This is a genomic window from Microcoleus sp. PH2017_24_DOB_U_A, assembly GCF_020738205.1.
Taxonomy (GTDB): domain Bacteria; phylum Cyanobacteriota; class Cyanobacteriia; order Cyanobacteriales; family Microcoleaceae; genus Microcoleus.
Genome location: NZ_JAEQCT010000019.1, coordinates 20,316 through 41,960, shown reverse-complemented (window position 1 = coordinate 41,960; position 21,645 = coordinate 20,316). Strand labels below are relative to the sequence as shown.

Here is a 21,645-nt window from a genome sequence, read left to right as displayed (position 1 = left end):
TCTGAGTTTTTTTGAAGAGATTAACAGGAATTTAGGAAGCAAATACTTCCTTGAAATCAACTTAATTCCCTGTAGCAGATCTGCCTTGTTTTCCCAATCTAATTAGGACAAAGTATGATAAGTAAACCACATAAATTGCTAAACCTGTCAAACCCAAAAATCCCAAAAATTGAGGGCTTGCTTTAGCATGAAACATCTGTTTGTACAGCCAAGGCGGGTCAAACCAAACGCTGCAAAAAGGTTCGTCAATTACTTGTATTTGAGATTTAAAGGCACAGGTTAAGAAGGGAATTTGAGCTAGAGCGCCCAAACCGCTGTAAACAGTAATCGCCCACCGCCAAGCTGTAAAAGCCAGCTTTAAAGACGACTGCGGTCGATCGGCAATTTCGTCGTTTAAATCTTCCCAAAACCACAGACAAGCAGGAATCAATGCCCTCCCCATCACCGACGACACAAAGCTTACAGGCAGTGCAGCCATCATCAGGTAAAGTGTAATTGCCAACAAACTCGCCACCCGCCAATAAATCATCAACAAACGGGCGATCGCGTCAGATGAAGCAAAAACAGCCCAAATCAGCACTACCAGCGGGATCGAAATGGTTAATAACACCGACAACCGGTAATCCATCCACACAAGTGGTTGAAACCAAGGCCCGGTGGCTGCCAATAAAAGACTAAACATCTTTGGGAAAATATACTTACTTATTTCTGACAGATTTTACTACAAAAGCGCTCAAAAAGCAGGGATGAGATAAGACGGCGGTCTTTTTAGGTCTTCTTAGGATCGTGAATTAAATAATTTACACATATTTGTGGGATGGGCGTCCCGCCCGTCCAGAAAGGACGGGCGGGACGCCCATCCCACAAGAACAATAAAAAAAATTGTAAGTTATTTAATTCTCATTCCTTAGTTGCTTCATAAACCGATCAAAAAATCCCGCGCCAAAAGTTAATTTCGGCGCGGGATCGAAGGGAGAAAACTAAGTTGCTCGTTTATTCGTCGTAGATGCGGCACTCAGCAGCGTCAGGATTGTCATCGCAATACTTTTCAAAAGAATTCTTAGGTTTGACTTGCTTTTGGTGGGAAGCTTCAGCTTGCAGTTCTTCAACTGCGTCCCACGCTGCTGCACATTCCCCGGAAGTGGCGCCCTTCAAGTCACAGACGGTACGAGCGCTTTCTAGTTCTTCTTCAATTTTTTCTTCGATGTTGCCTGCGGGTGTTGTTGTCATAAACTTGTTGGTATGAAAGGTTTTCTTTTTGGATGTTAGCTTGTGTTTGACTTGCCGTTTCTGTCTGGCGATCTCAACTAATACTAGCTTGAGATGTGCTGCTGTGGCAGCCCAGATAGAAACCATCCCTAACTGCGATCGCGGCCGCCGTCTTTACTTCCTGCTTTGCCCAGATCCCGTCGGCGGGTTCTAGTCCACAGGCATGAATGCAGGTTGAGCTGACCTGACTTTTTATGAAAACATTACACGAAGTTGGTGTGTCAAACTGTATTGAGCTTTATCTTTTAAGATTTTGCTGAACACGGCTTTTAACACTAAACAGATTGAGTCGAGACTCATGTTAACTTATGTTAACACGATCGCGGACTGCGAGGGGAATCGATCGCCCCATAAAACCGTCCCGTCAGTGGCCTGTTCCGGTTAGCCTAAGTATTGTAAAACTTTATTAAAACTATAAGCAACAGTAAGCAATAGTAGTACCATATAGTCAGGAGGGCAAAATGAAACTACCCGATTACGCAAAAGCAATAGGCATCAGTTATACAACAGCTTGGCGGTGGTGGAAGACTGGCAAGCTACCACATCCGGCACGGCAAACAGAAAGCGGTTTAATTATAGTTGACTATTCGCCACAAAAACCACGTTCGGAGTTGAAACAAAATCGAGTTGCAATTTACAGCCGAGTCTCGTCTTCTGAAAACAAGGAAAATCTCAACCGCCAATCACTTCGATTAACCGAATATGCGATAGCCAACGGTTATCAAATCGTCAGAAATGTCAAAGAAATTGGCAGCGGATTAAATGACAACAGAAAACAACTAGAAGCTTTACTCCAACAAGATGACTACAATATTCTTTTAATTGAACATAAAGACCGTCTAGCTAGATTTGGCACACATTATCTAGACATACTTCTACTAAGATCAGGAGTTAAGCTAGAAATTGTCAATTTAGCCGACAATGGGCGAGATGAATTAATGCAAGACTTAGTGGCTGTTGTCACAAGTTTTGCTGCTCGACTTTACGGACAACGCCTGGGAGCACGAAAAACGGAGAGAATCATTGCCGAGTTAAAAAATGGAGAGTCTGAATGCAATTAGCAGAGAGACATATCATTAAATCCACAGAACATCGTTTCGCCACTATCGATCGGTTAGCCTTTAAATCAAAAAATCTCTACAATGCTGCCAACTACGTTATCCGCCAAAACTTTGTATACGGATGGGGGTATCTCAACTACAACAAAATGGCTCAGTTGATGAAATCTGATCCAGCATACAAAGCATTGCCAGCGAAAGTAAGCCAACAAATCTTGATGATATTGGACAAGAATTGGCAAGGTTTTTTTGCAACCGTTAAAGCTTATAAAATGCAGCCCACAAAATTCACGGGATGCCCAAAACTACCTAAGTATAAAGATAAAGTCAAAGGGCGAAACCTTGTTGTATACACAATTCAGGCGATTAGTAGTAAGCAATTACCGAAAGGAATTATCAAAATTTCAGGGACTGATATCTCAATTAAAACTCAGGTAAAACCAGAGAAAATATGTCAAGTTAGGTTAGTTTCCAAGTGTGATTCTTATGCGATTGAGGTAATTCACGATGAGCCGGAGTCCACCAGTGATGCAAATCAGAAAGAATCAGTAGCTAGTATAGATTTAGGATTGAATAATTTAGGAGCGCTAACTTCAAATCAGCCGGGGTTTGTCCCTTTACTGATTAACGGGCGACCACTGAAATCAATTAATCAATTCTACAACAAACGTAAGGCACATATACAGTCTCGATTGAAAGGTCTGCGCCAAACATCGCGTAGAATTCAGCGCTTGACTCGTTGTCGAAACCAGAAAATCGATAATTACTTGCACCATGCCAGTCGTGACATTATCAATCTTTTAAGAGAACTCAAGATTGGGACTCTGGTAATTGGCAAAAATGTACAATGGAAAAACGAGATAAATTTGGGGAAAAAAACTAATCAGAACTTCGTCACAATTCCTCATGATCGATTGATTGAGATGTTGGAATATAAGGCTGCATTAGTTGGGATAAGAGTGATGTTACAGGAAGAATCATATACTTCTGTCTCCAGTTTTATTTCTTTAGACCCGATTTCTGTTTACGGTCAGAATAGCGCCCAGGATGTCAAGTTTAGTGGCAAACGAATTAAGAGAGGATTGTACAAAACATCGAGCGGTCAATTAATTAATGCCGATGTTAATGGGTCTTACAATATCATGAGAAAAGCAATCCCAAATGCTTTTAGCAATGGGATAGGGATCTGCGTAGCTCAGCCGAGGCGGGTCAATCCGCTCGAAGTAAGAAAGAAGGGGGAGGGACTTCATGCCTCCTGTGTCATGTAATAAATGACTATACTTTTACAAGCTATAGAAATAGTTTTTATAGAGAAGTTTGCCTTATGTACGAAAACCAAATGCAATGGGTCAGTGCTTTATCAACCCGTCCGTCTTTAGAATCAGCCCTGAAAGAAGTTGTAGAACAAGCCGATCGCGAATTACAAGGCCCGGCAGATTTAGCCCTGATCTTTATCTCATCTGCCTTTGCTAGCGAGTATTCTCGGCTGATGCCTTTACTGCGAGAATTGCTGCCCGTGCCCGCGATTTTGGGCTGCGGCGGGGGAGGAGTCATCGGCACGAACCGGGGCGGGCTCACCGAAGAAGTAGAGGGTTCTCCCGCAGTCAGCCTGAGTTTAGCCCGCTTACCTGGAGTAAACGTCAGAACTTTTCACGTCGGTGCAGAAGAACTGCCGGACTTGGACAGCCCCCCGGATACTTGGGTGAATGTCTTGGGTGTGCCTGCCCAGGAAGAACCGCAGTTTATCATCTTGGCAGACCCATTTTCCTCACAAATTAACGATTTGCTCCAAGGACTCGATTATGCCTATCCGGGCGCGCCGAAGGTAGGAGGACTGGCCGGCGGGGACGGTGCGGGCAGAGGTGCGGCGCTGTTTTGCGACTATCAGTTGTACCGAGAAGGGACGGTGGGAGTGGCTTTGAGCGGGAATATAGTTCTGGAAACGATCGTCGCGCAAGGCTGTAGACCGATCGGGCATCCTTATCGGGTGACGGAAGGAGAGCGCAATATTTTGCTGAAACTCGAAGAACAAACCGACGATATGGGCAGCAGGGGCATCGAGCGATCGCCCTTAGACGCCCTGCGAGAGTTAGTTCAAACTTTGAGCGAAGCAGACAGAGAATTAGCGCAGCACTCGTTATTTGTCGGCTTAGTCAGCGATGAATTCAAGATGACATTAGAGCCTGGGGATTTTTTAATCCGCAATTTGTTGGGTGTAGATCCGAAAGTGGGGGCAATTGCGATCGGCGATCGAGTCCGTCCCGGACAGCGCATCCAATTTCACCTGCGGGACGCCCGCACCTCCGCAGAAGATCTAGAAATGCTGCTCGATCGGCATCAGCGATCGGCCGAGGACAGGGGTACATCCAGTGCCGGCGCCTTGATGTTCTCCTGTCTGGGGCGCGGGGAAGGGCTTTACGGTCAATCGAACTTTGACTCGCGACTGTTCGGCAGATACCTCAAAAACATCCCCTTGAGCGGCTTTTTCTGCAACGGCGAAATCGGCCCTGTCGGGGGCAGCACATTTCTGCACGGTTACACCTCCGTATTCGGGATTTGCCGCCAAAATTCCTAATTTTGTTGACTGTTGATGGTTGATATCATCTCAAATCCGGTGGCATCGGAATTATTAGCCAAAATTAGGAGACGGCAGTGCCGTTTCCCTACAATATTATTTTCGGTAGGGACACGGCACTGCCGTCTCCTCGCTTGTCATTCCGATGGCATCGAAATTGATATCAAATCCGGTGGCATCGGAATTATTAGTAGCCAAAATTAGGAGACGGCAGTGCCGTTTCCCTACAATATTATTTTCGGTAGGGACACGGCACTGCCGTCTCCTCCGTTGCTTTTGACCAAAAAATAAAAGCGGCAGTCACCTGCCGCTTTTAGCTTTAACTAGATATCCGGAAACCTTAGAAACTAAAGGTTGTCCGCAGGACTCCTACCCAGATATCTTCGTTGTTTTTGTTGTGTTCCGGATTCAGAATCACGTAAACGCCGGGTGTCACCGAAATAAAGTCATTAACTTGGAAGCGATAGAAACCCTCTAAGTGATAAGAGGTGTCGCGATCTCTTCTGACATCGCTCTCAGTAACTTTTGGCGGTACACCGGCAATAAAACCGAGGAGGTTTCCAGGCTTGCCAAAATCTGGCAGGGCCAAGAAAAGAGCACCATTCTGAATAGTAGCGTCATTGTTGCCGCCCCGCAGTTGTTCAGCCTTGGTGTAACCGTACCAACCGCCAAACTGGAAGCGCGAGCTGGGTTTTAGGTTAAGTTGTACCCCAAAGTTATCTGATGCAGTCGATATTTGACCGAAGGGACGGTTAGCCAAGGCACTGCCTGTGCCGCCCATGATCGCAACATCGCCACCCCGATTGTATTTCCGGTTGTAAGTTGCACCAATGTCAATAAATTTGCTTAGGGAGAAGTTGAGCTGACCCAAAGCGCTGAAAGAACCGTCGAAAACGCCCCGGCCATTAGCTGGGTTGGGAGCATCGCCGTCGGAGGCAAGATAGGCGACTGTGGCTCTCACGGCGCCAAAGTTGTATTTGATAGCAGCACCTGCTCCTTCGGGGCCGCGGAACACTGCTGGGTTGTAACGTCCAAACGCGGAGATAGCGCCGCTACTAGGACTTTCTAAGGGAGTAGTCAGTTCGGCAACGTCATCGAGCCTCAGTCCTTTCGGCCCGAACCAGACTGTAGCGTTGCCTGCTGGGAAGCGATACCACAATTGATCGAGGGAGAATTGGCTGCCGTCTTCGCCGGTGAGGGCGACGCGAGCCATGTTTGTACCAGTGGCAGTGGCTGCACCGTAGTTGGCGACGTTTCTAGCTTGCAAGCGGGTTCTGAGCAAGTCTTTGCCGGTGAAGCTGGTGTTGAAGTTCAACCGCACCCGGTAGCCGAGGGTGGTGGAAGTTTTGTCGTCGCGCAGGCCGATACCATCTCCGAAGCTGTCGCTGGCGAGAAAAATGGCTTCTCCTGCCAGTTTGGTTGTGGTGGAGAACTGGTTGGCTTCGAGTTCTGCGGTGCGAGCTTCCAGACCGTCTACTCGTCCGCGCAGGGTAGCGAGTTCGGCTGCAAATTCTTCTTGCAGGCGTTGCAGGATGGCTAAGTCGTCTTTGGTGACGAAGGTCGATGTTGCCGAGCTAATTTGCTTGGTTACTTGGTCTAAGCAAGCGTTGACGCCGGCTGCAAATTCGTAGCGAGTCAGGGCGCGGTTGCCGCGGTAGGTGCCGTCGGGATAGCCTACGATACAACCGTAGCGTTCGACTAGCGATTGCAGGGCTTGGAATGCCCAATCTGTCGGCCGCACGTCGGAGAGCTGAGAGACCGATGTCACTTGGGACATGGCTCCAGATGGTTCGGCGGGGAGGGCTTGGGGTGCTGCTGGGACGATCGGGCCACCCATGCCTGCGGGTGCTGTTTGAGCAATTTCTACCTTGGCGGCTGGGGTGCTAGCAATTGCTGGCACTTCAGTTTTGGCGGTTGCTGTCGGGGTGCTTTCCACTGCCAAGTCTGAGGCTTGGGGCAATGGTTGGGCTGTGGTGACAGCAGGTAGGGGAGCGATCGCTGCCGCTGTGGTGGCGGGGGCGATGGGCGCTGCTGCATTGATGTCGATCGCTGCTGTTTGCAGTTCTGTGGCGCTGGTTTCTGGTGCGATTGCTGCCAGTTTTTCGGCGTCTGCGGAGTTGGCGATCGGGGTTTCGGCCGCCGGAGCGATGCTGTTTAAAGCCAGCTTTTCTGGGGCAGCAGGGGTTGCTGCAACTGGTTCTACAATTTTTGACTCAGATGGCTGTGCTGTTGCTACCTGGTTGGCTTCAGCGGTTGCGGTCGCTTCAGTAGCGATCGCAGCGGTACTGACGACTGATGATAGCCCCAGAATTGCCGGGGATACTAGAAGTAAATTCCAAAAAGTTCTGTTCATTTTCCTCACACCTTCACACTCTATTCAACTCGATCGGCAATTCCCAACTGATACTTTTTGTGGTTCCTTGCCTGTTGACAATAACTGCCAAAAAAATAGAACCTATCCATAACTGTTGATGCACAGTAGGCGTGTCTAGTTCCTGCTTGAACGTAGAAGGCTGGCCCTTTTTACAGCCCAGACCCCAATTTAGGTCAAGCCCACATTACACTACGCTTGATTATACCATCAGTTGCTAATTTCATCTGTCGATCGCCAGACTTGCTGGAGTTGCTTTCTCCGACAGGGCGATCGACAACCAGTGGTATGGGTTAGACCACAATCGCCTCAAACTGACAAATACTGATAGTCCTTGCTTATGTCTGAGTTAACACACACTTATAGGTAGGATTAGGGCTGCTTGTCGCATTCCTTATACAGCTTTCGATCCTATTATGTCAAGCTTTTTAACCTAACTTTAAACCTCGCGGCCCGGACGGGGTTATTTTTCCGCCAGCAGTGGGGAACGGAAGGTTAAACGCTGCTAGATGCACCCGTGGGGGCAAAATTCCAGTCTTGACCAATTTGGGTGTTCTGATGCGCCCACCAGTCGAGACTTGCCAGCGCGATCGGCATTTTTGAGATGCCCCGTTCGGCGACTTGAATTTGCCAATATTTTAACACAATTTTTTTGTAGTTTGACAGTGGCAGCAGACTGAATGTCTGTGACCTAAAATTAAAGTTTTGTTCCCTCGCTGCGAAGGAGTTTTACAGCCAGTTATTTTTTTGGCACAGCCGATGTCTTTCAAATCACCTTTTGTATGTGATTTATGCTACCGAACAAGGAGCTATTGAGCCTTCACCATTCCTGGACGGATCAACCCGGTCAAATGGACGAAAATACTTGCTTTGATGCGATCGATCGCAGTTAAAAAAACGGTGTATGAGAGCAAGGAGTGCCTCCAGGACATTCCTCATTCGCTACTAACACAATAAATAAATGCCACAAATTATTAGAGGGCGATCGAAGAACCTGTAGATGTGGCAATGCACTTAACCTCGCTCTGGTATGTTACATTGAGGCGCAGCATCTATCTTTTTTGCCACCTTCCATCTATGACTTTGATTAAAAGCAAACTGGGCTTCTTAGTAGTTATCTTATTGATATTAGGATTGTTTTTTCGATTCACCAACATCGACACAAAGTTTTATTGGTATGATGAAGTATTTACTTCCCTGCGGATTTCGGGATACACGCAAACAGAAGTGCTGCATGAAATAAGCAGCGTTCAGTTAGTCGGCGCACAAGATTTGATGAAATATCAGCGCTCCAATCCCGCAAAAAATTTTGGCGATACAGTTAAAGGTATTGCCATTGAAGAACCTCAACTGCCGCCTCTATATTTTCTGGCAGTCAAGTATTGGGGAAAACTATTCGGTGATTCTCCTTTATCGACGAGAAGTTTCTCAGTTTGGGTGAGTTTGTTAGCATTTCCCGCTCTGTACTGGCTGTGCCGAGAATTGTTTCCAGCACCAGAAGTGGCGTGGATAGCCGTGGGATTGCTAGCAGTTTCTCCCTTGCACGTGCTTTACGCTCAAGAAGCTCGTCCCTACAGCTTGTGGCCGGTGCTGATTTTAGTTTCTTGTGCGTCTCTGCTGAGAGCAATGCGGCTTCAAACTAAGCTAAGTTGGAGTATTTATGCAGTAGCAACTATTCTGGGATTTTACACACACTTGTTTAGCCTGTTAGTCGCTTTGGGACACGGAATTTATGTATGGGGAATGCAAGGTTATAGGTTGAATCGCAAGGTAGTTAATTACGTGATGGCAATTGGCTTGTCTTTGGTAGCTTTTCTGCCTTGGATGGTGATTCTAGTAATAAACAAAAAGGCAGCAAAAGAGGCGACTCTTTGGGCGAATGGAGACAGTAATTTGCTATCTTTGATTAATAATTGGAGCGGGAATATCGGTCGTGTTTTTTGGGATTTTGGGCTAAATTCTCAGGCTACATCAATAAATTTGATTGGGTTGATGGCAGCGACTTTGATTTTATTGGCAATCGTAAGTTATGCGGTTTATTTTCTGTGTTGTGAGACAAAGAAACAGGTTTGGTTGTTTGTGCTGGTGTTGATGGCGGTGACAGCAGTGGCAGTGATGCTACCAGATGTTATATTGGGAGGAATCCGATCGACTAAACCTCGCTATCTATTTCCGACTTATTTGGCGATGCAAATATCTGTTGCTTACCTGTTAGCGACTAAAATTAGCGCGCTGGGCGTGCCAAGCTGGAAACGGCAGATGTGGAAAGTTCTGACAGTTGTACTGCTAACGGGCTCTGTGCTGTCGAATATTGTTAGTTCTCAAGCCGAGACTTGGTGGACTAAGGAATTGGGCCGGGAAAATCCCGTAATTGCTCGGAGGATCGATCGCGCTCCTAAGCCGCTGGTTGTCAGTGATATCTCGGAAGTCACTCTGGGAAATATACTGTCAATGAGTCATTTGTTAGAGCCGAAAGTGATGTGGCAATTGGTGTTGCTTGACCAGGAAGGGCGCCGTCAAGCTCAGTTGCTAGACCCACCCGCGATACCCAAAATTCCCAGCGGTTTTAGCGATGTTTTTGTTTACGGGCGAACGCAGAATTTTAGTGCTAAGCTGGCAAAAATGCACAACTCGAAAATAGATGTGCCGAAAAAACAAACAATCCAAATGTTGTGGGTTGGCAAGTTAGAAAAAGAGTGAGAGTTATGGAAGATTTTGGTATTATTATTGCCTGCTGCGACCAGGATTATCTGTTTGCTAAGGGTTGCTGTGCTAGCATTCGATATTTCCTGGGAGATGTACCGATTTGTTTGTTGATTGATGGTACGTTTTCTGTGAGTGCTTTGGAAAAGTCTTACGGGGTGCGAGTTATCGATCGCACAAACGTTTCCCAAGAGGTTCTCAGGAAAAGAAGTTTTGGGTGGGGTAAAACTAAAATGATTGCTTTCTGGGAAAGCCCTTGGTCGAATTTTATGGTTTTGGATGCCGATACGATCGTCTGGGGCGATGTTCTGAAATTGGCTAATTTTAAAGAATTTGATTTTACGATAGATAAGCCTTGTTACGATTACTCGGATGCAGATGTTTCGGAATTTTTCTTTGATATTCCGGGCGTTGAAAAGCATTTCCCGAAGTTTCGGTGGTCGGAATCGCGATCGAACTATTTCTGCACGGGTACTTTTTTTGCTAAACGCGGTATTTTTAGCTTGGAAGAATACATAGAAATTTTAGATTTTACGGAGGCTAATCCGGGGATATTTAAGTACGGAGAAATGGGGTTTTTGAACTTTATGATTTTCCGGGCGGCCGGGGAAAATCGACTGCGGGTGCAGAATGTGGATATGCAGTTGTTGGTGCCGGATTTTGACCAGGATTTGCTGAGAAAGCGGTTTCCGGTGGCAGAAAACGGGCCTGCGGGCGATCGCGAGTCGGCGACTGTGATTCACTGGTGCGGGCCGAAGCCGACTTTATCGACATCTAAGGTTTACTCGGAACCGATGAATTTTTGCCGCCGCAAGTGTCAGGAGGATGCTTGGAACCGCACGGGTTTTGCTGCGGAGATGTCGCTGCAAGTTGAGGATTTGCAGCGATCGATCTATGTGTATAAGAATAAGTTTAAGAAGAAGTTTCGGCAGTTAGTGCGATCGACTTGAAAAGATACCAATTAAGTTTGTAGTAAGGACTTTAGTCCTTATAATTATCGTCGGCAATTAAGTTTGTAGTAAGGACTTTAGTCCTTATAATTATCGTCGGTAGATTACCGATAGTCCAATTAGTTCGTAGTGAGGATTTCAGTCATAAGAAAAGAAGGACTAAAGTCCTCACTACGAACCAATTTTATTGGAAAGAAGGACTAAAGTCCTCACTACGAACCAATTTGATTGTGGTTATTAAATGTGAATATTATTCATTGATCGAGCGATCGACAATTTAACCTTCCAGAGGCAAAGTGGGCGCGGCTGGCGGTAAAACTTGGCGGTGAACGCTGACTTTGTGACTTTCCCGCTGAGTTTGCATTTCGACGGCGATCGCCTCAAATTCAATTTCCATGCAGCCGTAGGGAATCTCTAACTCGATACTAGCTCGCATATTTCCCAACCCGGTAGCTGTAAATTCGGTAATCCAGCGCGGCCCGTCGAGAATTAGGTAGGTTTGCCGATCGAATACCCAAACTTTTACATAAATCCGCGGCATTAATTCCGGTAGTTGCACTTTCACTATTACAGCCTGGCCTGCAAGGATTTGGGCGCGCGGCAATTCCAGGATGGGCATCGGTACTGACTCGTCTTCTGACAAAACGTAGGGAGTTGGTGGAGTTGCTTCTGCTTCTACTTTGGTGGTTTTTTGAGCAACTTGTTTCGGCTGCGGGGGCTCGTCAAACACCACAAATTCTCTCGCTTCCGGGCCAGTAGGTTGCGGTTGGGAAATGGTTTCCCTGATTGCTGGTTGCACTTTAGTTGGGCTGCTTTCTTCGACGACTGTTATGGCTTCGCTGGTATTGGGGGTGGCTTTTGGAGTTGGCGACAGGCTGGTTGCTTTCAGCCATTCGGGGGATTCGCCGGTGCTGGCTAGGGAACTCAGTCGCGACCAAAATCTATTTTGGACGTTTAAGGTTTGAAATGCCTTTTGTGAGGGGGGTGGCGTAGGTTCTGGGGCTGGTGTTTCTGGTTCGGGAGTGTTTTGGGGTTTTTGGTCGATCGCCCGAACTTCGGCCTTTTCTGGGGTAGTTGCGATGTCTGAGGGTTTGGTTGGTTGGTCGATCGCCCCGGCGGATGTTCTAGACGAATTGGTGATTTCTGAGAGCAATTGCGATCGGCTGCTGTCGGGCAGTTTGTTACCGAATGCCGGCAATTCTAGGCCGCCCGCACTTGGAGTCTGGCGGGAATTTAGTTGAGGGGGTAGGGATTCATTGCTTAAAGATTCATTGATAGCGACTTCTGCGGGAGATGGCAGATCTAAGCTTTTTTGTGCTACCCGGAGGAAGGATGGATGTACTTCTTTCCGAGGTGGTCTGACTGCTGTTGGAGAGGGTTCGGCTTGATGTTTTTCTTCGATGAAATCGTCTTTAATTGCTTCTAGCAGGTGTTCTAAACCGGCTGTAATTGTAAATAGTTTGGTGGCTAAAGTTACATCGCCGCTGCTAAGAATTGCTTCTCCTAAAATTAGGCGACTTTTGCAGTCGGGTGGGATGTAGGTAACGCAGGCAAAGATGCAGGGAGGAGCTTGTTCTGGCATCGGCTGCTCGATTTGGGCGAGTATTTGTGAGGTTTGGGGGTCTCGCAGGTAAATTTGCAGTTGTGCTGAACCGATGAGTTTTTGGAGTTCTTGAAGTTGCGATTCGGGGATGGGAGGTGGTGTTCTTCTGGTTTTTTGAGGTGGTTGGGGAATGTCGATTTTGCCGGAAATGATTAAGGGGCGGCCGAGTTGGGTGATGAAGGTTTCTCGATCGAGTACGAGTTCAAGTTCGAGTTTGACTGGGGGTTTCGGCGGCTGAGGCGTTTGGGGAAGGGGGAATTGGTAGATTTTGGTCGGCTGCGGTGGAGGTGGAGGTGGGGCTGGGATTTGGGTTGGTGTCCGATCGACTGCTGCTGCGTTTTCTGAGGCTGCGGCTTCGGAGGAGTCGATCGCGGGTAGGGGTTCGGAAGTTTCCGATTCTGCGGGCAATACTTCTAATTGCACGCCATACTGCCAAGATTTTGCTGGTTCTGATTTGGAATCTGGTAAGCAGGAGAGTTCCCACATTCCGGGTTTGAGACGGGTGTAGGGAATAATCACGACTAATCCTTCGGGGTTGGTGCGGGCCGATCTGCTTTGGACTTTCCGCTGGGGGGCCGTTTCGTCGAAGGATGTATGGATGATGCGAATTTCGATGTCGGTGTTGGGGTGCTGAATGCGCGCCACGACGCGATATTTGCCTTCTAGAATTTCCACGTCGGGGGTTTCTAGGGGCAACCAGGCGCGATCGCCTTCTTTCTGTAGTAAAAATTCTAATTTTTTCATTTTTGTTTCCCCTTGAAGGCTCCCGCTTGATTTGTCACAGGTTGGTGGTGGTTGGTTGAGCGACAGCTACAGATATTGAATTACTTTATGTTTTATAGCCTATCACCTCGATCGGTCAAGAGGCTCGATGGACAGTTGACAGTTGACAGTTGACAGTTGACAGTTGACCGCTGACAGTTGACCGCTGACAGTTACATAGTACGAGCATCAAACTGTTTATGCTAAAGAGTCCTAGCATATATCGATTCTATTCTATATATTTATCTCAATATCGGTAGTGGCGGTTGCTATATCGTTCCGTACAATTATCGCCATCCAAGAGCGATCGACTTACCAAACAGAGCCATTCTTCAATCTAAAATCTAAAATCTAAAATCTAAAATCTAAAATTCATTGACGGCGGCCCCACAAGCCGCTACGCTGTGAAATTAAGGTTGCTTTGCTCGAAGAGGAAGCAGCCAGCGTCGCCCGAAAATCTAGTTGCACTGTCCAAAGCTGCTGTAACAGCTAAGGACAGCTAACCGCCAAACTGGGATGAGCAGTATGGAGGCTAATCGAGGATAACATTCTCTGTCGCCGCCCTGCCTTTTGTTAGTATGCGGGGCGGCTGGGTTTTTGGGTTTTCCTCACCAGAAAAACCAAAAACTAGGAGACCATATTATGTCACAGGAATTTTTGCCTGACGATAACTCGTCCGTTAGCGAAGCCCTCGAAGAGGATCGTCCAAATGACGACTTTGAATCGGAACAGGAAGTCTTGCAGATAACCGTTTTCGGTTCCCACAAAGCCGTTTTAGAAACCATCCACACGTTGTACCGGCTGGGATTTGCAGCCGTCGGCGATTGGAGTCCTCCGCAGCGAGGGTCAAAACCAGGACAAGTGATTAGTGTACTGATTAAGCGATCGGGCAAAGTCTAGAAATTGGGCGGTCTTCATCTTTTTGTGCGGGCTAGAAGCCCACCCCACAATATTTTAAATAAACCCAATTGTGAAACAGGCATCTTGCCTGTTTATCCCCCAATTGTGGCACAGGCATCTTGCCTGTTTCTCCCTCAATTGCGGCCCAAAAGATTTAACTTTTTGTGCGGGCTAGAAGCCCACCCCACAATATTTTAAATAAACCCAATTGTGTAACAGACATCTTGCCTGTTTCTCCCTCAATTGTGGAACAGGCATCTTGCCTGTTTCTTCCCAATAGTGGAACAGGCATCTTGCCTGTTTCTCCCCACAATTACGCAATGACTATCTTAAGTAAACCGTATTGATTTATAGCCTTTCTCAAAAAGATGAGGTATGACTGACAGCTTACATAACCCTTCAACTAAGAGGGCTCAAGCCCAACAACGTACCTCATATGAGAGCTAGATCCGCTATAACTGTTTCTCCCCCATAGTGGAACAGGCATCTTACCTGTTTCTCCCCGACAATTACCAAGGACTGCCGATCGTACTAAAAGCGGCCCAATAATAAGGATGCGATAAATTTTTGCTCTCAAGTTTGGGGATAGACGGCGGCAACGGAGTTTCTCCCCTAGAACTTCGCAGTTGCCCATTTTCGATGGTGACTTTACCTTTAATCGCAGCAATTTGTGCTTGCCTGAGAGCTTCAGCTTTAATGATTGGAGGATCTTGAGGTTTGCTGATTTTTAACTGCTGGTAAAACTCTGTCATCAGCGCCAGAGTCCCCGCATCTGACACATACCACAAACTGGCGAGGGCAGATTTTGCTCCCGATTGCAACGCTAAGCCGCCAAATCCGAGTTCTGCTTCTTTGTCTCCCGAGGCAGTTCTACAGGCGCTCAATACTAACAGTTCCAGTGGCGGATTGTTCCATTTCAAATCTCTCATTTGAGATAATCTGAGTTGGTTATCCCAAAATTGAATGTAGGAGTTATCTGGGCTTCCGGGGCGGAATTCCGCGTGAGTCGCCAGGTGGATGATGCCGTATCTTTGTTGCAGTCGCTGCGATTGCAAGTTAACGATGGTAAAATCTTCGTTGATAAAGGATTGACCTGGCCACTGTCGGGCGATCGCACTTAATTCTAACGGAACAGCCGGTAGCGGTTGTTTGTTCGCGGTTTCTGAGAAATTTTCTGCTCCCATTGCTAAGACGTGGGAGTTTCTGAGATCGGCGTAATTGATGTCTATCAGCTTGAATGCCGGAATCCGCGACATACTGTATTTTTCGATCAAAAATTGCTTTCCGTCGTGCATTGCTGCTAGGGGTACCGTTCGCAAACCTTCGCCGACGCAGAACAGCAAGGTGTCAATTTTTGCTATTTTCAAGTCTGCTTCTAGCGGTGCAATTATCCATTGATAAAGTTGTTGAGCTGATTCTAGATAGCTGGTAGTATTAATTTGTGCTACTTTGGTGATTTCGCTGGTAAATGCTTGGACGACTGGCACCAGTTTGTCTTTTTGGGCTGAGGGGACGCTGCGGTTAATTGGCGGGCGATCGGGCAATATTAAGATTAGTTCTAGTTGGTCTGTGCGCGGGATGGCGTAAATTAAAGCTGGTTTTTTCTTAGTTTGAACTGCTAGGCGGGAAAGAGTTTTTGATATTGATTGGGCGGTTTTTTCGCGGGCGGCAAAGTCTTGTTCAAAGTATGTTTGATAGTCTTCTTCCCAGTCTTTTTCGATTCTGGTGACGGCTTCGGTGAGGTTTCCGCGATCGAGAACTTGTCTCATTTCTTGCCCGTTAAGTCCGCCTGGTTCTGGCTTTTGGGCAATGGTAGCGAGGTTCGCGGTGCTCCAGCAGAAAAGTATGGCTGTCAAACAGTAAAAAATAGCTCTTTTGATTTTTTTCTGAGTTGCGTGTTTTTGACGGTGCTGCTGGGATTGGTAGTGCATGGTTTTGGGGCGGTTAGACCATTTTCGATTTGCGATTAAAGAATTGGGAATGATGGTTAAAATCGAATTTTTTGAAACAATAATAACGGCTTATTTGACTGCTGCACCACTCTGGATCGTAAAAACCGTTGGTTCGGAGTGCGATCGTCCTGCTCGGTTGCCGATCGCGCTTCCTGTAAATAATTAACTCTGCTGGCGATCGCGATTATAGCATTCCACACAAACCCCAAACATCTCCTATCGGGTGAACAGCCCGCAACGCCTGATTCCTGGCGCACCAACGACCGCCCCTGGGCCCAGAAATTCGCGAATTATGTAAAGTTTTGTAAATTATGCAGAAGTTTTGCATAAAAATCGCAGATCCCGACAGATAGGCAAATAGAAGGCATTGCAGGGGATATGGCGGCTCCGACAGCCGGCGCACCAGTCGCTCTGGGAGCATTCGCTCAACCCGGCGGCCTGCATAGCTGGTTGGAGACTATTTTTCTGAGTAACCTTGGAACAAGAGATGCCTACTAAGGACGAAATTGACGATCGGCTCAAACAGCTAGCCATAGCTGCCAAAAATCACCAGCCTAAAACTTTAGGGCGACAGAAAGCTGTGACCAGATTAGTGATGGAAATTGAAAAATATAAAATCATTAACTGTCCGCAGAATAAGAATTTTTCCTACGCAATTTATCAGGAAATTTTGCTGGAAGCCAAACAGGAACTGATGTTTCGCATTTCCCGGGAAATTCACAACTACCGACCTGAAAAAGAGGTCAGCCAGTGGGTAAACTTCTTGATAGTTAAATGTTTTCAAGAAACCACCCCTAAAGTTATAGGTAGGAAAGATTTACCAACTGTATACTACGGAGATATGGAACCCGTTTTCAATCAAATGGAAAAGCAGCAGGTCGAACATGAATCTTGTCCAATCGCAGCAGGTCTAATTGAGATGATTGAAGAAGATCCGGGCGATATTTTTCAAAACGAAGTGATGAGAAAGCACGCCCACGTCAACTTTAAATTGTTGCTGGTCAAGAGAGTGATAGAAGATGCAAGCTTGCAGCAAATCTCCGAAGAGTTAGGAGTAAGTATTTCAAGTTTGAGCAGTTTTTACCAGAGGTCTTTGGAGAAATTCACGCCCAGATTCCGAGAATACTTGTAGGACATTCAAAACCCAAAAGCAGAGATGGATCATGAATAACACAGAAGTTGATTTAGTTTTGACAATACCGATCGCCCCAGCAGCCTACCGCAGCGCTCAAACCCTTGCACAGCAACAAAGTGACCGGGGGAAAGCCAAACAGGTTTATCTCAATGCTTTGGCTGTGCACGCAGTCGATTTCTACTTTCAGTGTATGGAAATAGACACTGATTTGGATGCCAGCAATATTTGGAATCCTGCGATCCAGAAATTCATGGATATTGCGGATTTGGATGTCAAAGGTATTGGCAAGCTGGAATGCCGTTGGGTAAGCCCTGGTGAAGAAGGTGTCTCGATTCCGGCAGAAGTGCGATCGGACAGAATCGGTTATGTTGCTGTAGAGATCGGCCAATCTCTCGAAGAGGTGAAGTTGCTGGGATTTGTCAAAAATGGCGATCGAGAAAAAGTTCCACTTAGCGAGTTGGAGTCGATCGACAACCTGCTAGAATACTTAGACGAGCTCAAGCCTGTAAATCTCAGTCAGTGGTTGCACAATATTGTCGGTAGCGGTTGGCATACAGCCCAAACACTGTTCGAGTCAAAACCAGAATTGCAGTTTGCTTTCCGAAGTCCCCAAGTAGTCGAAAAAAGTGCTTCAGCAGATGTACGCGTACCAGTCAAGCGAGGCAAATTACTCAACTTAGAGTGGGGAAAAGAGCAAGTAGCTTTATTTGTGGAATTGATGACAACCGATGAACCAGATATCGATATTTCGGTAGAGGTTTATCCCACAAACGGTCAAACTAACTTGCCCAACGATTTGCAGTTGATGGTGCTGGATGATGAAGGTGAACCTCTGATGCAAGCTAGGGCAAATAAAACAGAAAATTTGCTCTTTGAGTTAAGCGGAGAACCGGGAGAGCATTTTAGTGTCAAGTTGGCTTTGGGCGATTTCAGCGTGACTGAAAATTTTTTGATCTAATTGTCACTTATCAAGAGGGGGTGTGAATTGTGGATAAGTTAATTGTTTTGAAATTAGACGGAGATTGCGAAGAAGGTTTTCGCTGCACCATAAAAATTGGGAAAAATAATCAATTTCCCTCTACGGACTTTACGGAAAGTAAAACATTGCCAGCCAACCCGCAAATAGCAGCTTTTGAAGAAGAACATTGGCGGGAAAAATATCGAGCTATGGGAACAAATTCCCGGCATCACCAGGAAAATTTAGTGCATTTAATTTACCCTTTTTTGCACAAAGATGCCAAAAAAAATACTGCTGTGAAATCGACGGTGGCTAAAGGATTGTCTTTTCGTCGGATAAAACCGAAAAAGATTAATGCAAGAAGTCCTGTGAATGATTGCAAAGAGTCTGGGAAAAAACTTGTGTTGATGCTGAATGATTGGCTCAAGTCTCCTGAATTTGCCAGGGTAGATAGAATAATTGGGGACAATTTAAATCCAGATGAAGAGGCAAGGGTGCTGATTTGCACAAATGACAAACACTTGCACAAACTGCCTTGGAATCAGTGGGATTTGTTTGAAAGATTTCCGAAAGCCGAACCTTCGCTGAGTAAATTAAACTATGTAACACTGGAAAATCCTGGACAACCTATCCGCAAGTCTAAGGTAAGGATTTTAGCAATTCTGGGAAACAGCGCTGGGATTGATATCACGCAAGATAGGAAAATTTTGGAGAATTTGTCTCCCAATGCTGAGGTGAGGTTTCTAGTGGAACCGAAACAGGACGAAATTAACGACGAACTTTGGGAGCAATCTTGGGATATTATATTTTTTGCAGGACACGGGGAAACTGAGGACGATATTGGAAAAATATATATCAATCAAACTGATTTTTTGACAATTAATGAGTTGTGGTGCGGCTTGAGGAAAGCGGTAAAAAATGGTTTGCAACTTGCAATTTTTAACTGTTGCGATGGGTTGGGTTTGGCTAGAAATTTAGATGATTTTCAGATGATTCCGCAAATGATTTTAATGCGGGAGTTTGTGCCGGATTTTGTGGCTCAAGAATTTTTAAAGTGTTTTCTTAAAGAGTTTGTGGATGGCAAGTCTTTGTATGCAGCAGCGGGGGAAGCACGGCGGCGGTTGGAGACTTGGGAAAAGGATTTTCCTTGTGCTAGTTGGTTGCCTGTAATTTGGCAGCATCCGGCAGCGAAGCCTGCGGTTTGGAACGATTTTTTGCTGGCGCCGGATTCGCCTGCTGTGGCCCAGGATTTGACTTTGCTTCCCACGTCTGGGAAAAGACCGCCGGTTAATGTTTTTTCGCGTTTGAAGTCGGTGATTTTGGCGAGTGCGGGCTGTACCCTGGCTGTGATGGGAACGCGCTCTCTGGGGGTTATGGAGGCGCTGGAACTGTCAATGCTCGATCGACTAATGAGCCAGCGCGAACCGGAATTAATCGACAATCGGTTGCTGGTTGTGGAAGTGACAAACAAGGATGCCGAGAAGTACGGCTATCCCCAAACGGATGCTACTTTAGCAAAGGCGATGGACAAATTGCAGCAGTTTAAACCTATAGCAATTGGTTTGAATATGCACCGAAATGTGGCAAGGGAGCCAGGAAGAAAAAATTTAATTTCCCTATTTGATAGCAATCCTAATATTATTACTGTATGCAGTTATGGTTCCAATGATATAAATTACGATCCGCCGCCAGAATTGTCTAAGGCTAAATTAACCAATCAACTTGGTTTTAGCGATTTGACTCCGGATGAATTGCGCCATGAAAAAGGTAGCAGTATTCGCCGTCAATCTCTTTCCTATAAACCAAATCTTTCTAGTTTTACTAACAAGTGTAAAATTCCCACTAGCTTCAGCTTTCTGTTAGCTTTGCGTTTTTTGGAAAATCAAGGAATAAAATCACAGATAAGTAACAATCAAGAGTGGCGAATCGCTGATGTTACATTCAAAAGATTGGCTACTCGTACAGGAGGTTATCAAGATTTAAAGGCGCTAGTAAGTCAAATATTGCTCAACTACCGCGCCAACCCCAAGCCAGCTTTTAAAGTGACGCTTCAAGAAGTATTGGAAGGGAAAATAAACTCTGATTTAGTCAAGGGTAAAATTGTCCTAATTGGTCACACTTCGGAGGTTTCGAGGGAGGATTCTGATACTCCTTACGGTAAAATGTCGGGAGTTTGGATTCACGCTCACATGGTGAGTCAAATCCTCAGCGCTGTAATTGATAAAAGGCCGCTTTTGTGGGTTTTGCCGCAATTGCAAGGGATACAGTGGGGAGATGCTGTTTTTGTGTGGTTGGTGGCTGTGACGGGCGGGCTGTTGGTTTGGCGGGGTCGATCGCTCTTGGTGTTGGCGATCGCTAGCGGTGCTATGATCTGTGTGCTGTACCAAGGTTCTTTGGTAATTTTGACTTTCGGTGGCTGGATGCCTTTGGTTCCGGCGGTTGTGGCTTTAGTTGCGACGGGTGGTATCTTGTTTGTGTACGATCGATCTTAATTAGCCTCGGCGGCTGAAATTTCGGAGAAATGTCGGCGGTTGAAACCGCATCTATACAAGCAAATTCCGAACTCAGAGGGACTGGGAGAGAAGAGAGCTTTTATGTGTAAAATGCAATTGCAGTTAGTTTTGGGTTTAATTTTGGCGATCGATTCTGCGTCAGCGCTGGCAAATCCGGCACATCCAGCTACTGTAGTAGAAAATAATTTGGTCAAAAATCATCGAATTGCGATCGCACAAAACGCCAAACCCCAGAGAAAGCCGGATATAAAAACACCAATCACACCACCAGACAAAAACACGAAACCCGGGGCCGGATCGAAAGTATCAAAAACACCTAACACACCTCCCGATTCTAATACCAAACCTGGTGGACTCGACCCTTCTAAATCATGCAAAAGAACCAATAAGGTAATTGCTCAACCCCTTTAACAAGAAGACAATATAGACATTAGATAAAGGAATGGAAAAACTCCCCGACTTAAAACAACTATCGAGCGAGGCAAAAGAAGCCTTGATAGTAGAGCTATGGGAGAAAATCCAAAAACTCAGCGCAATATTAGACACCTACGAACCAAAACCCGAGCCAGAGCCATCTCCCAAAAAAACTCTTCAAAATTCCAGCACTCCACCTTCCAAAGGATTCAAGCCCAACATTTGTACCGACGCTCTAGTTGAGCAATTACAACGGCAGCTTATTTTGAGAAATAGCGGCAATTGATTCCCCTGCGATCGCAAATCCCGCCTTGATTTCAACACCCTCGATCAAATCCTGTGGCATATTTTTAAAGACTCCAACCCAAAAATAAATCTAACAATCAATACAGTTGAACCTGAAGCAGCGGAAATTCGGGATTGAGATCGAACTCTCACCGTAAATTTTTCAATAATTGCTTTTTATGTCCTATGTCTTTAGG

At 46.1% G+C, this 21,645-nt stretch carries 18 protein-coding genes; 11 read left to right on the top strand and 7 right to left on the bottom strand.

Annotated elements, in window-relative coordinates:
* Nucleotides 1-61: 61 nt before the first annotated feature.
* Nucleotides 62-682 carry a DUF3177 family protein gene (locus JGK07_RS02855; protein WP_293183011.1) on the bottom strand — a complete coding sequence of 207 codons (621 nt, stop codon included), beginning with the start codon at nucleotides 680-682 and terminating at the stop codon, nucleotides 62-64.
* 311 nt (nucleotides 683-993) lie between these two features.
* On the bottom strand, nucleotides 994-1,230 hold the full coding sequence (locus JGK07_RS02850; protein WP_293151347.1) for a Calvin cycle protein CP12: 237 nt from the start codon (nucleotides 1,228-1,230) through the stop codon (nucleotides 994-996).
* Nucleotides 1,231-1,730: 500 nt separating this feature from the next.
* Here JGK07_RS02850 and JGK07_RS02845 point away from each other — a divergent pair, with 500 nt between their 5' ends.
* The 3 genes from JGK07_RS02845 to JGK07_RS02835 are packed head-to-tail and all read left to right on the top strand — an operon-like array spanning nucleotide 1,731 to nucleotide 4,902.
* A complete protein-coding gene (locus JGK07_RS02845; protein ID WP_293183009.1) occupies nucleotides 1,731-2,330 on the top strand; it encodes an IS607 family transposase in 600 nt (199 codons plus the stop codon).
* Nucleotides 2,321-3,595: a transposase gene (locus tag JGK07_RS02840; RefSeq protein ID WP_293223927.1), complete on the top strand. Its 1,275-nt coding sequence runs from the start codon at nucleotides 2,321-2,323 to the stop codon at nucleotides 3,593-3,595. Before JGK07_RS02845 ends, JGK07_RS02840 begins: the two co-directional genes overlap by 10 nt.
* A gap of 56 nt (nucleotides 3,596-3,651) precedes the next feature.
* A complete protein-coding gene (locus JGK07_RS02835; RefSeq protein ID WP_293196339.1) occupies nucleotides 3,652-4,902 on the top strand; it encodes an FIST N-terminal domain-containing protein in 1,251 nt (416 codons plus the stop codon).
* Nucleotides 4,903-5,242: 340 nt separating this feature from the next.
* Here JGK07_RS02835 and JGK07_RS02830 read toward each other — a convergent pair whose 3' ends face one another.
* Together JGK07_RS02830 and JGK07_RS02825 are read right to left on the bottom strand one after the other, a co-directional pair.
* The gene (locus JGK07_RS02830) at nucleotides 5,243-7,255 is read right to left on the bottom strand and encodes an iron uptake porin (protein WP_293223923.1); all 2,013 of its coding nucleotides are present in this window, start codon (nucleotides 7,253-7,255) and stop codon (nucleotides 5,243-5,245) included.
* A gap of 513 nt (nucleotides 7,256-7,768) precedes the next feature.
* Nucleotides 7,769-7,918: a hypothetical protein gene (locus JGK07_RS02825; RefSeq protein ID WP_293223921.1), complete on the bottom strand. Its 150-nt coding sequence runs from the start codon at nucleotides 7,916-7,918 to the stop codon at nucleotides 7,769-7,771.
* 432 nt (nucleotides 7,919-8,350) lie between these two features.
* Between JGK07_RS02825 and JGK07_RS02820 the strand changes: the two genes are divergently transcribed.
* Nucleotides 8,351-9,973, top strand: a complete 1,623-nt coding sequence (locus JGK07_RS02820; protein ID WP_293223919.1) for a glycosyltransferase family 39 protein — start codon at nucleotides 8,351-8,353, stop codon at nucleotides 9,971-9,973.
* Between the two features lie 5 nt (nucleotides 9,974-9,978).
* Nucleotides 9,979-10,926 carry a hypothetical protein gene (locus JGK07_RS02815; protein WP_293241359.1) on the top strand — a complete coding sequence of 316 codons (948 nt, stop codon included), beginning with the start codon at nucleotides 9,979-9,981 and terminating at the stop codon, nucleotides 10,924-10,926.
* Between the two features lie 277 nt (nucleotides 10,927-11,203).
* Here the strand turns inward: JGK07_RS02815 and JGK07_RS02810 are convergent, their stop codons facing one another.
* Nucleotides 11,204-13,273 (bottom strand): hypothetical protein, encoded by a 2,070-nt coding sequence (locus JGK07_RS02810; RefSeq protein WP_293185810.1) that lies wholly within the window; start codon nucleotides 13,271-13,273, stop codon nucleotides 11,204-11,206.
* A 660-nt stretch (nucleotides 13,274-13,933) separates the two neighbouring features.
* Here JGK07_RS02810 and JGK07_RS02805 point away from each other — a divergent pair.
* On the top strand, nucleotides 13,934-14,191 hold the full coding sequence (locus tag JGK07_RS02805; protein ID WP_293185809.1) for a hypothetical protein: 258 nt from the start codon (nucleotides 13,934-13,936) through the stop codon (nucleotides 14,189-14,191).
* A 509-nt stretch (nucleotides 14,192-14,700) separates the two neighbouring features.
* Here the strand turns inward: JGK07_RS02805 and JGK07_RS02800 are convergent.
* A complete protein-coding gene (locus tag JGK07_RS02800; RefSeq protein ID WP_293216196.1) occupies nucleotides 14,701-16,122 on the bottom strand; it encodes a CHAT domain-containing protein in 1,422 nt (473 codons plus the stop codon).
* Between the two features lie 56 nt (nucleotides 16,123-16,178).
* On the bottom strand, nucleotides 16,179-16,343 hold the full coding sequence (locus JGK07_RS02795; RefSeq protein ID WP_293210509.1) for a hypothetical protein: 165 nt from the start codon (nucleotides 16,341-16,343) through the stop codon (nucleotides 16,179-16,181).
* Nucleotides 16,344-16,630: 287 nt separating this feature from the next.
* Between JGK07_RS02795 and JGK07_RS02790 the strand changes: the two genes are divergently transcribed.
* The 5 genes from JGK07_RS02790 to JGK07_RS02770 all read left to right on the top strand — a co-directional run bounded on the left by JGK07_RS02790 (nucleotide 16,631) and on the right by JGK07_RS02770 (nucleotide 21,449).
* The gene (locus JGK07_RS02790; protein WP_293210507.1) at nucleotides 16,631-17,275 is read left to right on the top strand and encodes a hypothetical protein; all 645 of its coding nucleotides are present in this window, start codon (nucleotides 16,631-16,633) and stop codon (nucleotides 17,273-17,275) included.
* Between the two features lie 31 nt (nucleotides 17,276-17,306).
* Nucleotides 17,307-18,236 (top strand): DUF1822 family protein, encoded by a 930-nt coding sequence (locus JGK07_RS02785; protein ID WP_293216198.1) that lies wholly within the window; start codon nucleotides 17,307-17,309, stop codon nucleotides 18,234-18,236.
* Nucleotides 18,237-18,265: 29 nt separating this feature from the next.
* Nucleotides 18,266-20,728 (top strand): CHASE2 domain-containing protein, encoded by a 2,463-nt coding sequence (locus JGK07_RS02780; protein WP_293216200.1) that lies wholly within the window; start codon nucleotides 18,266-18,268, stop codon nucleotides 20,726-20,728.
* Between the two features lie 102 nt (nucleotides 20,729-20,830).
* Nucleotides 20,831-21,160 carry a hypothetical protein gene (locus JGK07_RS02775; RefSeq protein ID WP_293185799.1) on the top strand — a complete coding sequence of 110 codons (330 nt, stop codon included), beginning with the start codon at nucleotides 20,831-20,833 and terminating at the stop codon, nucleotides 21,158-21,160.
* Nucleotides 21,161-21,191: 31 nt separating this feature from the next.
* Nucleotides 21,192-21,449 (top strand): hypothetical protein, encoded by a 258-nt coding sequence (locus tag JGK07_RS02770; protein ID WP_293185797.1) that lies wholly within the window; start codon nucleotides 21,192-21,194, stop codon nucleotides 21,447-21,449.
* Nucleotides 21,450-21,645: the final 196 nt, after the last annotated feature.

Excerpts from the sequence above, each read along its gene's own strand:
- JGK07_RS02815 (WP_293241359.1), top strand. The coding sequence starts at position 9,979 with ATGGAAGATTTTGGTATTATTATTGCCTGCTGCGACCAGGATTATCTG.
- JGK07_RS02845 (WP_293183009.1), top strand. The coding sequence starts at position 1,731 with ATGAAACTACCCGATTACGCAAAAGCAATAGGCATCAGTTATACAACA.
- JGK07_RS02855 (WP_293183011.1), bottom strand. The coding sequence starts at position 682 with ATGTTTAGTCTTTTATTGGCAGCCACCGGGCCTTGGTTTCAACCACTT.
- JGK07_RS02785 (WP_293216198.1), top strand. The coding sequence starts at position 17,307 with ATGAATAACACAGAAGTTGATTTAGTTTTGACAATACCGATCGCCCCA.
- JGK07_RS02810 (WP_293185810.1), bottom strand. The coding sequence starts at position 13,273 with ATGAAAAAATTAGAATTTTTACTACAGAAAGAAGGCGATCGCGCCTGG.
- JGK07_RS02840 (WP_293223927.1), top strand. The coding sequence starts at position 2,321 with ATGCAATTAGCAGAGAGACATATCATTAAATCCACAGAACATCGTTTC.
- JGK07_RS02850 (WP_293151347.1), bottom strand. The coding sequence starts at position 1,230 with ATGACAACAACACCCGCAGGCAACATCGAAGAAAAAATTGAAGAAGAA.
- JGK07_RS02830 (WP_293223923.1), bottom strand. The coding sequence starts at position 7,255 with ATGAACAGAACTTTTTGGAATTTACTTCTAGTATCCCCGGCAATTCTG.
- JGK07_RS02805 (WP_293185809.1), top strand. The coding sequence starts at position 13,934 with ATGTCACAGGAATTTTTGCCTGACGATAACTCGTCCGTTAGCGAAGCC.
- JGK07_RS02800 (WP_293216196.1), bottom strand. The coding sequence starts at position 16,122 with ATGCACTACCAATCCCAGCAGCACCGTCAAAAACACGCAACTCAGAAA.
- JGK07_RS02770 (WP_293185797.1), top strand. The coding sequence starts at position 21,192 with ATGGAAAAACTCCCCGACTTAAAACAACTATCGAGCGAGGCAAAAGAA.
- JGK07_RS02790 (WP_293210507.1), top strand. The coding sequence starts at position 16,631 with ATGCCTACTAAGGACGAAATTGACGATCGGCTCAAACAGCTAGCCATA.
- JGK07_RS02775 (WP_293185799.1), top strand. The coding sequence starts at position 20,831 with ATGTGTAAAATGCAATTGCAGTTAGTTTTGGGTTTAATTTTGGCGATC.
- JGK07_RS02820 (WP_293223919.1), top strand. The coding sequence starts at position 8,351 with ATGACTTTGATTAAAAGCAAACTGGGCTTCTTAGTAGTTATCTTATTG.
- JGK07_RS02835 (WP_293196339.1), top strand. The coding sequence starts at position 3,652 with ATGTACGAAAACCAAATGCAATGGGTCAGTGCTTTATCAACCCGTCCG.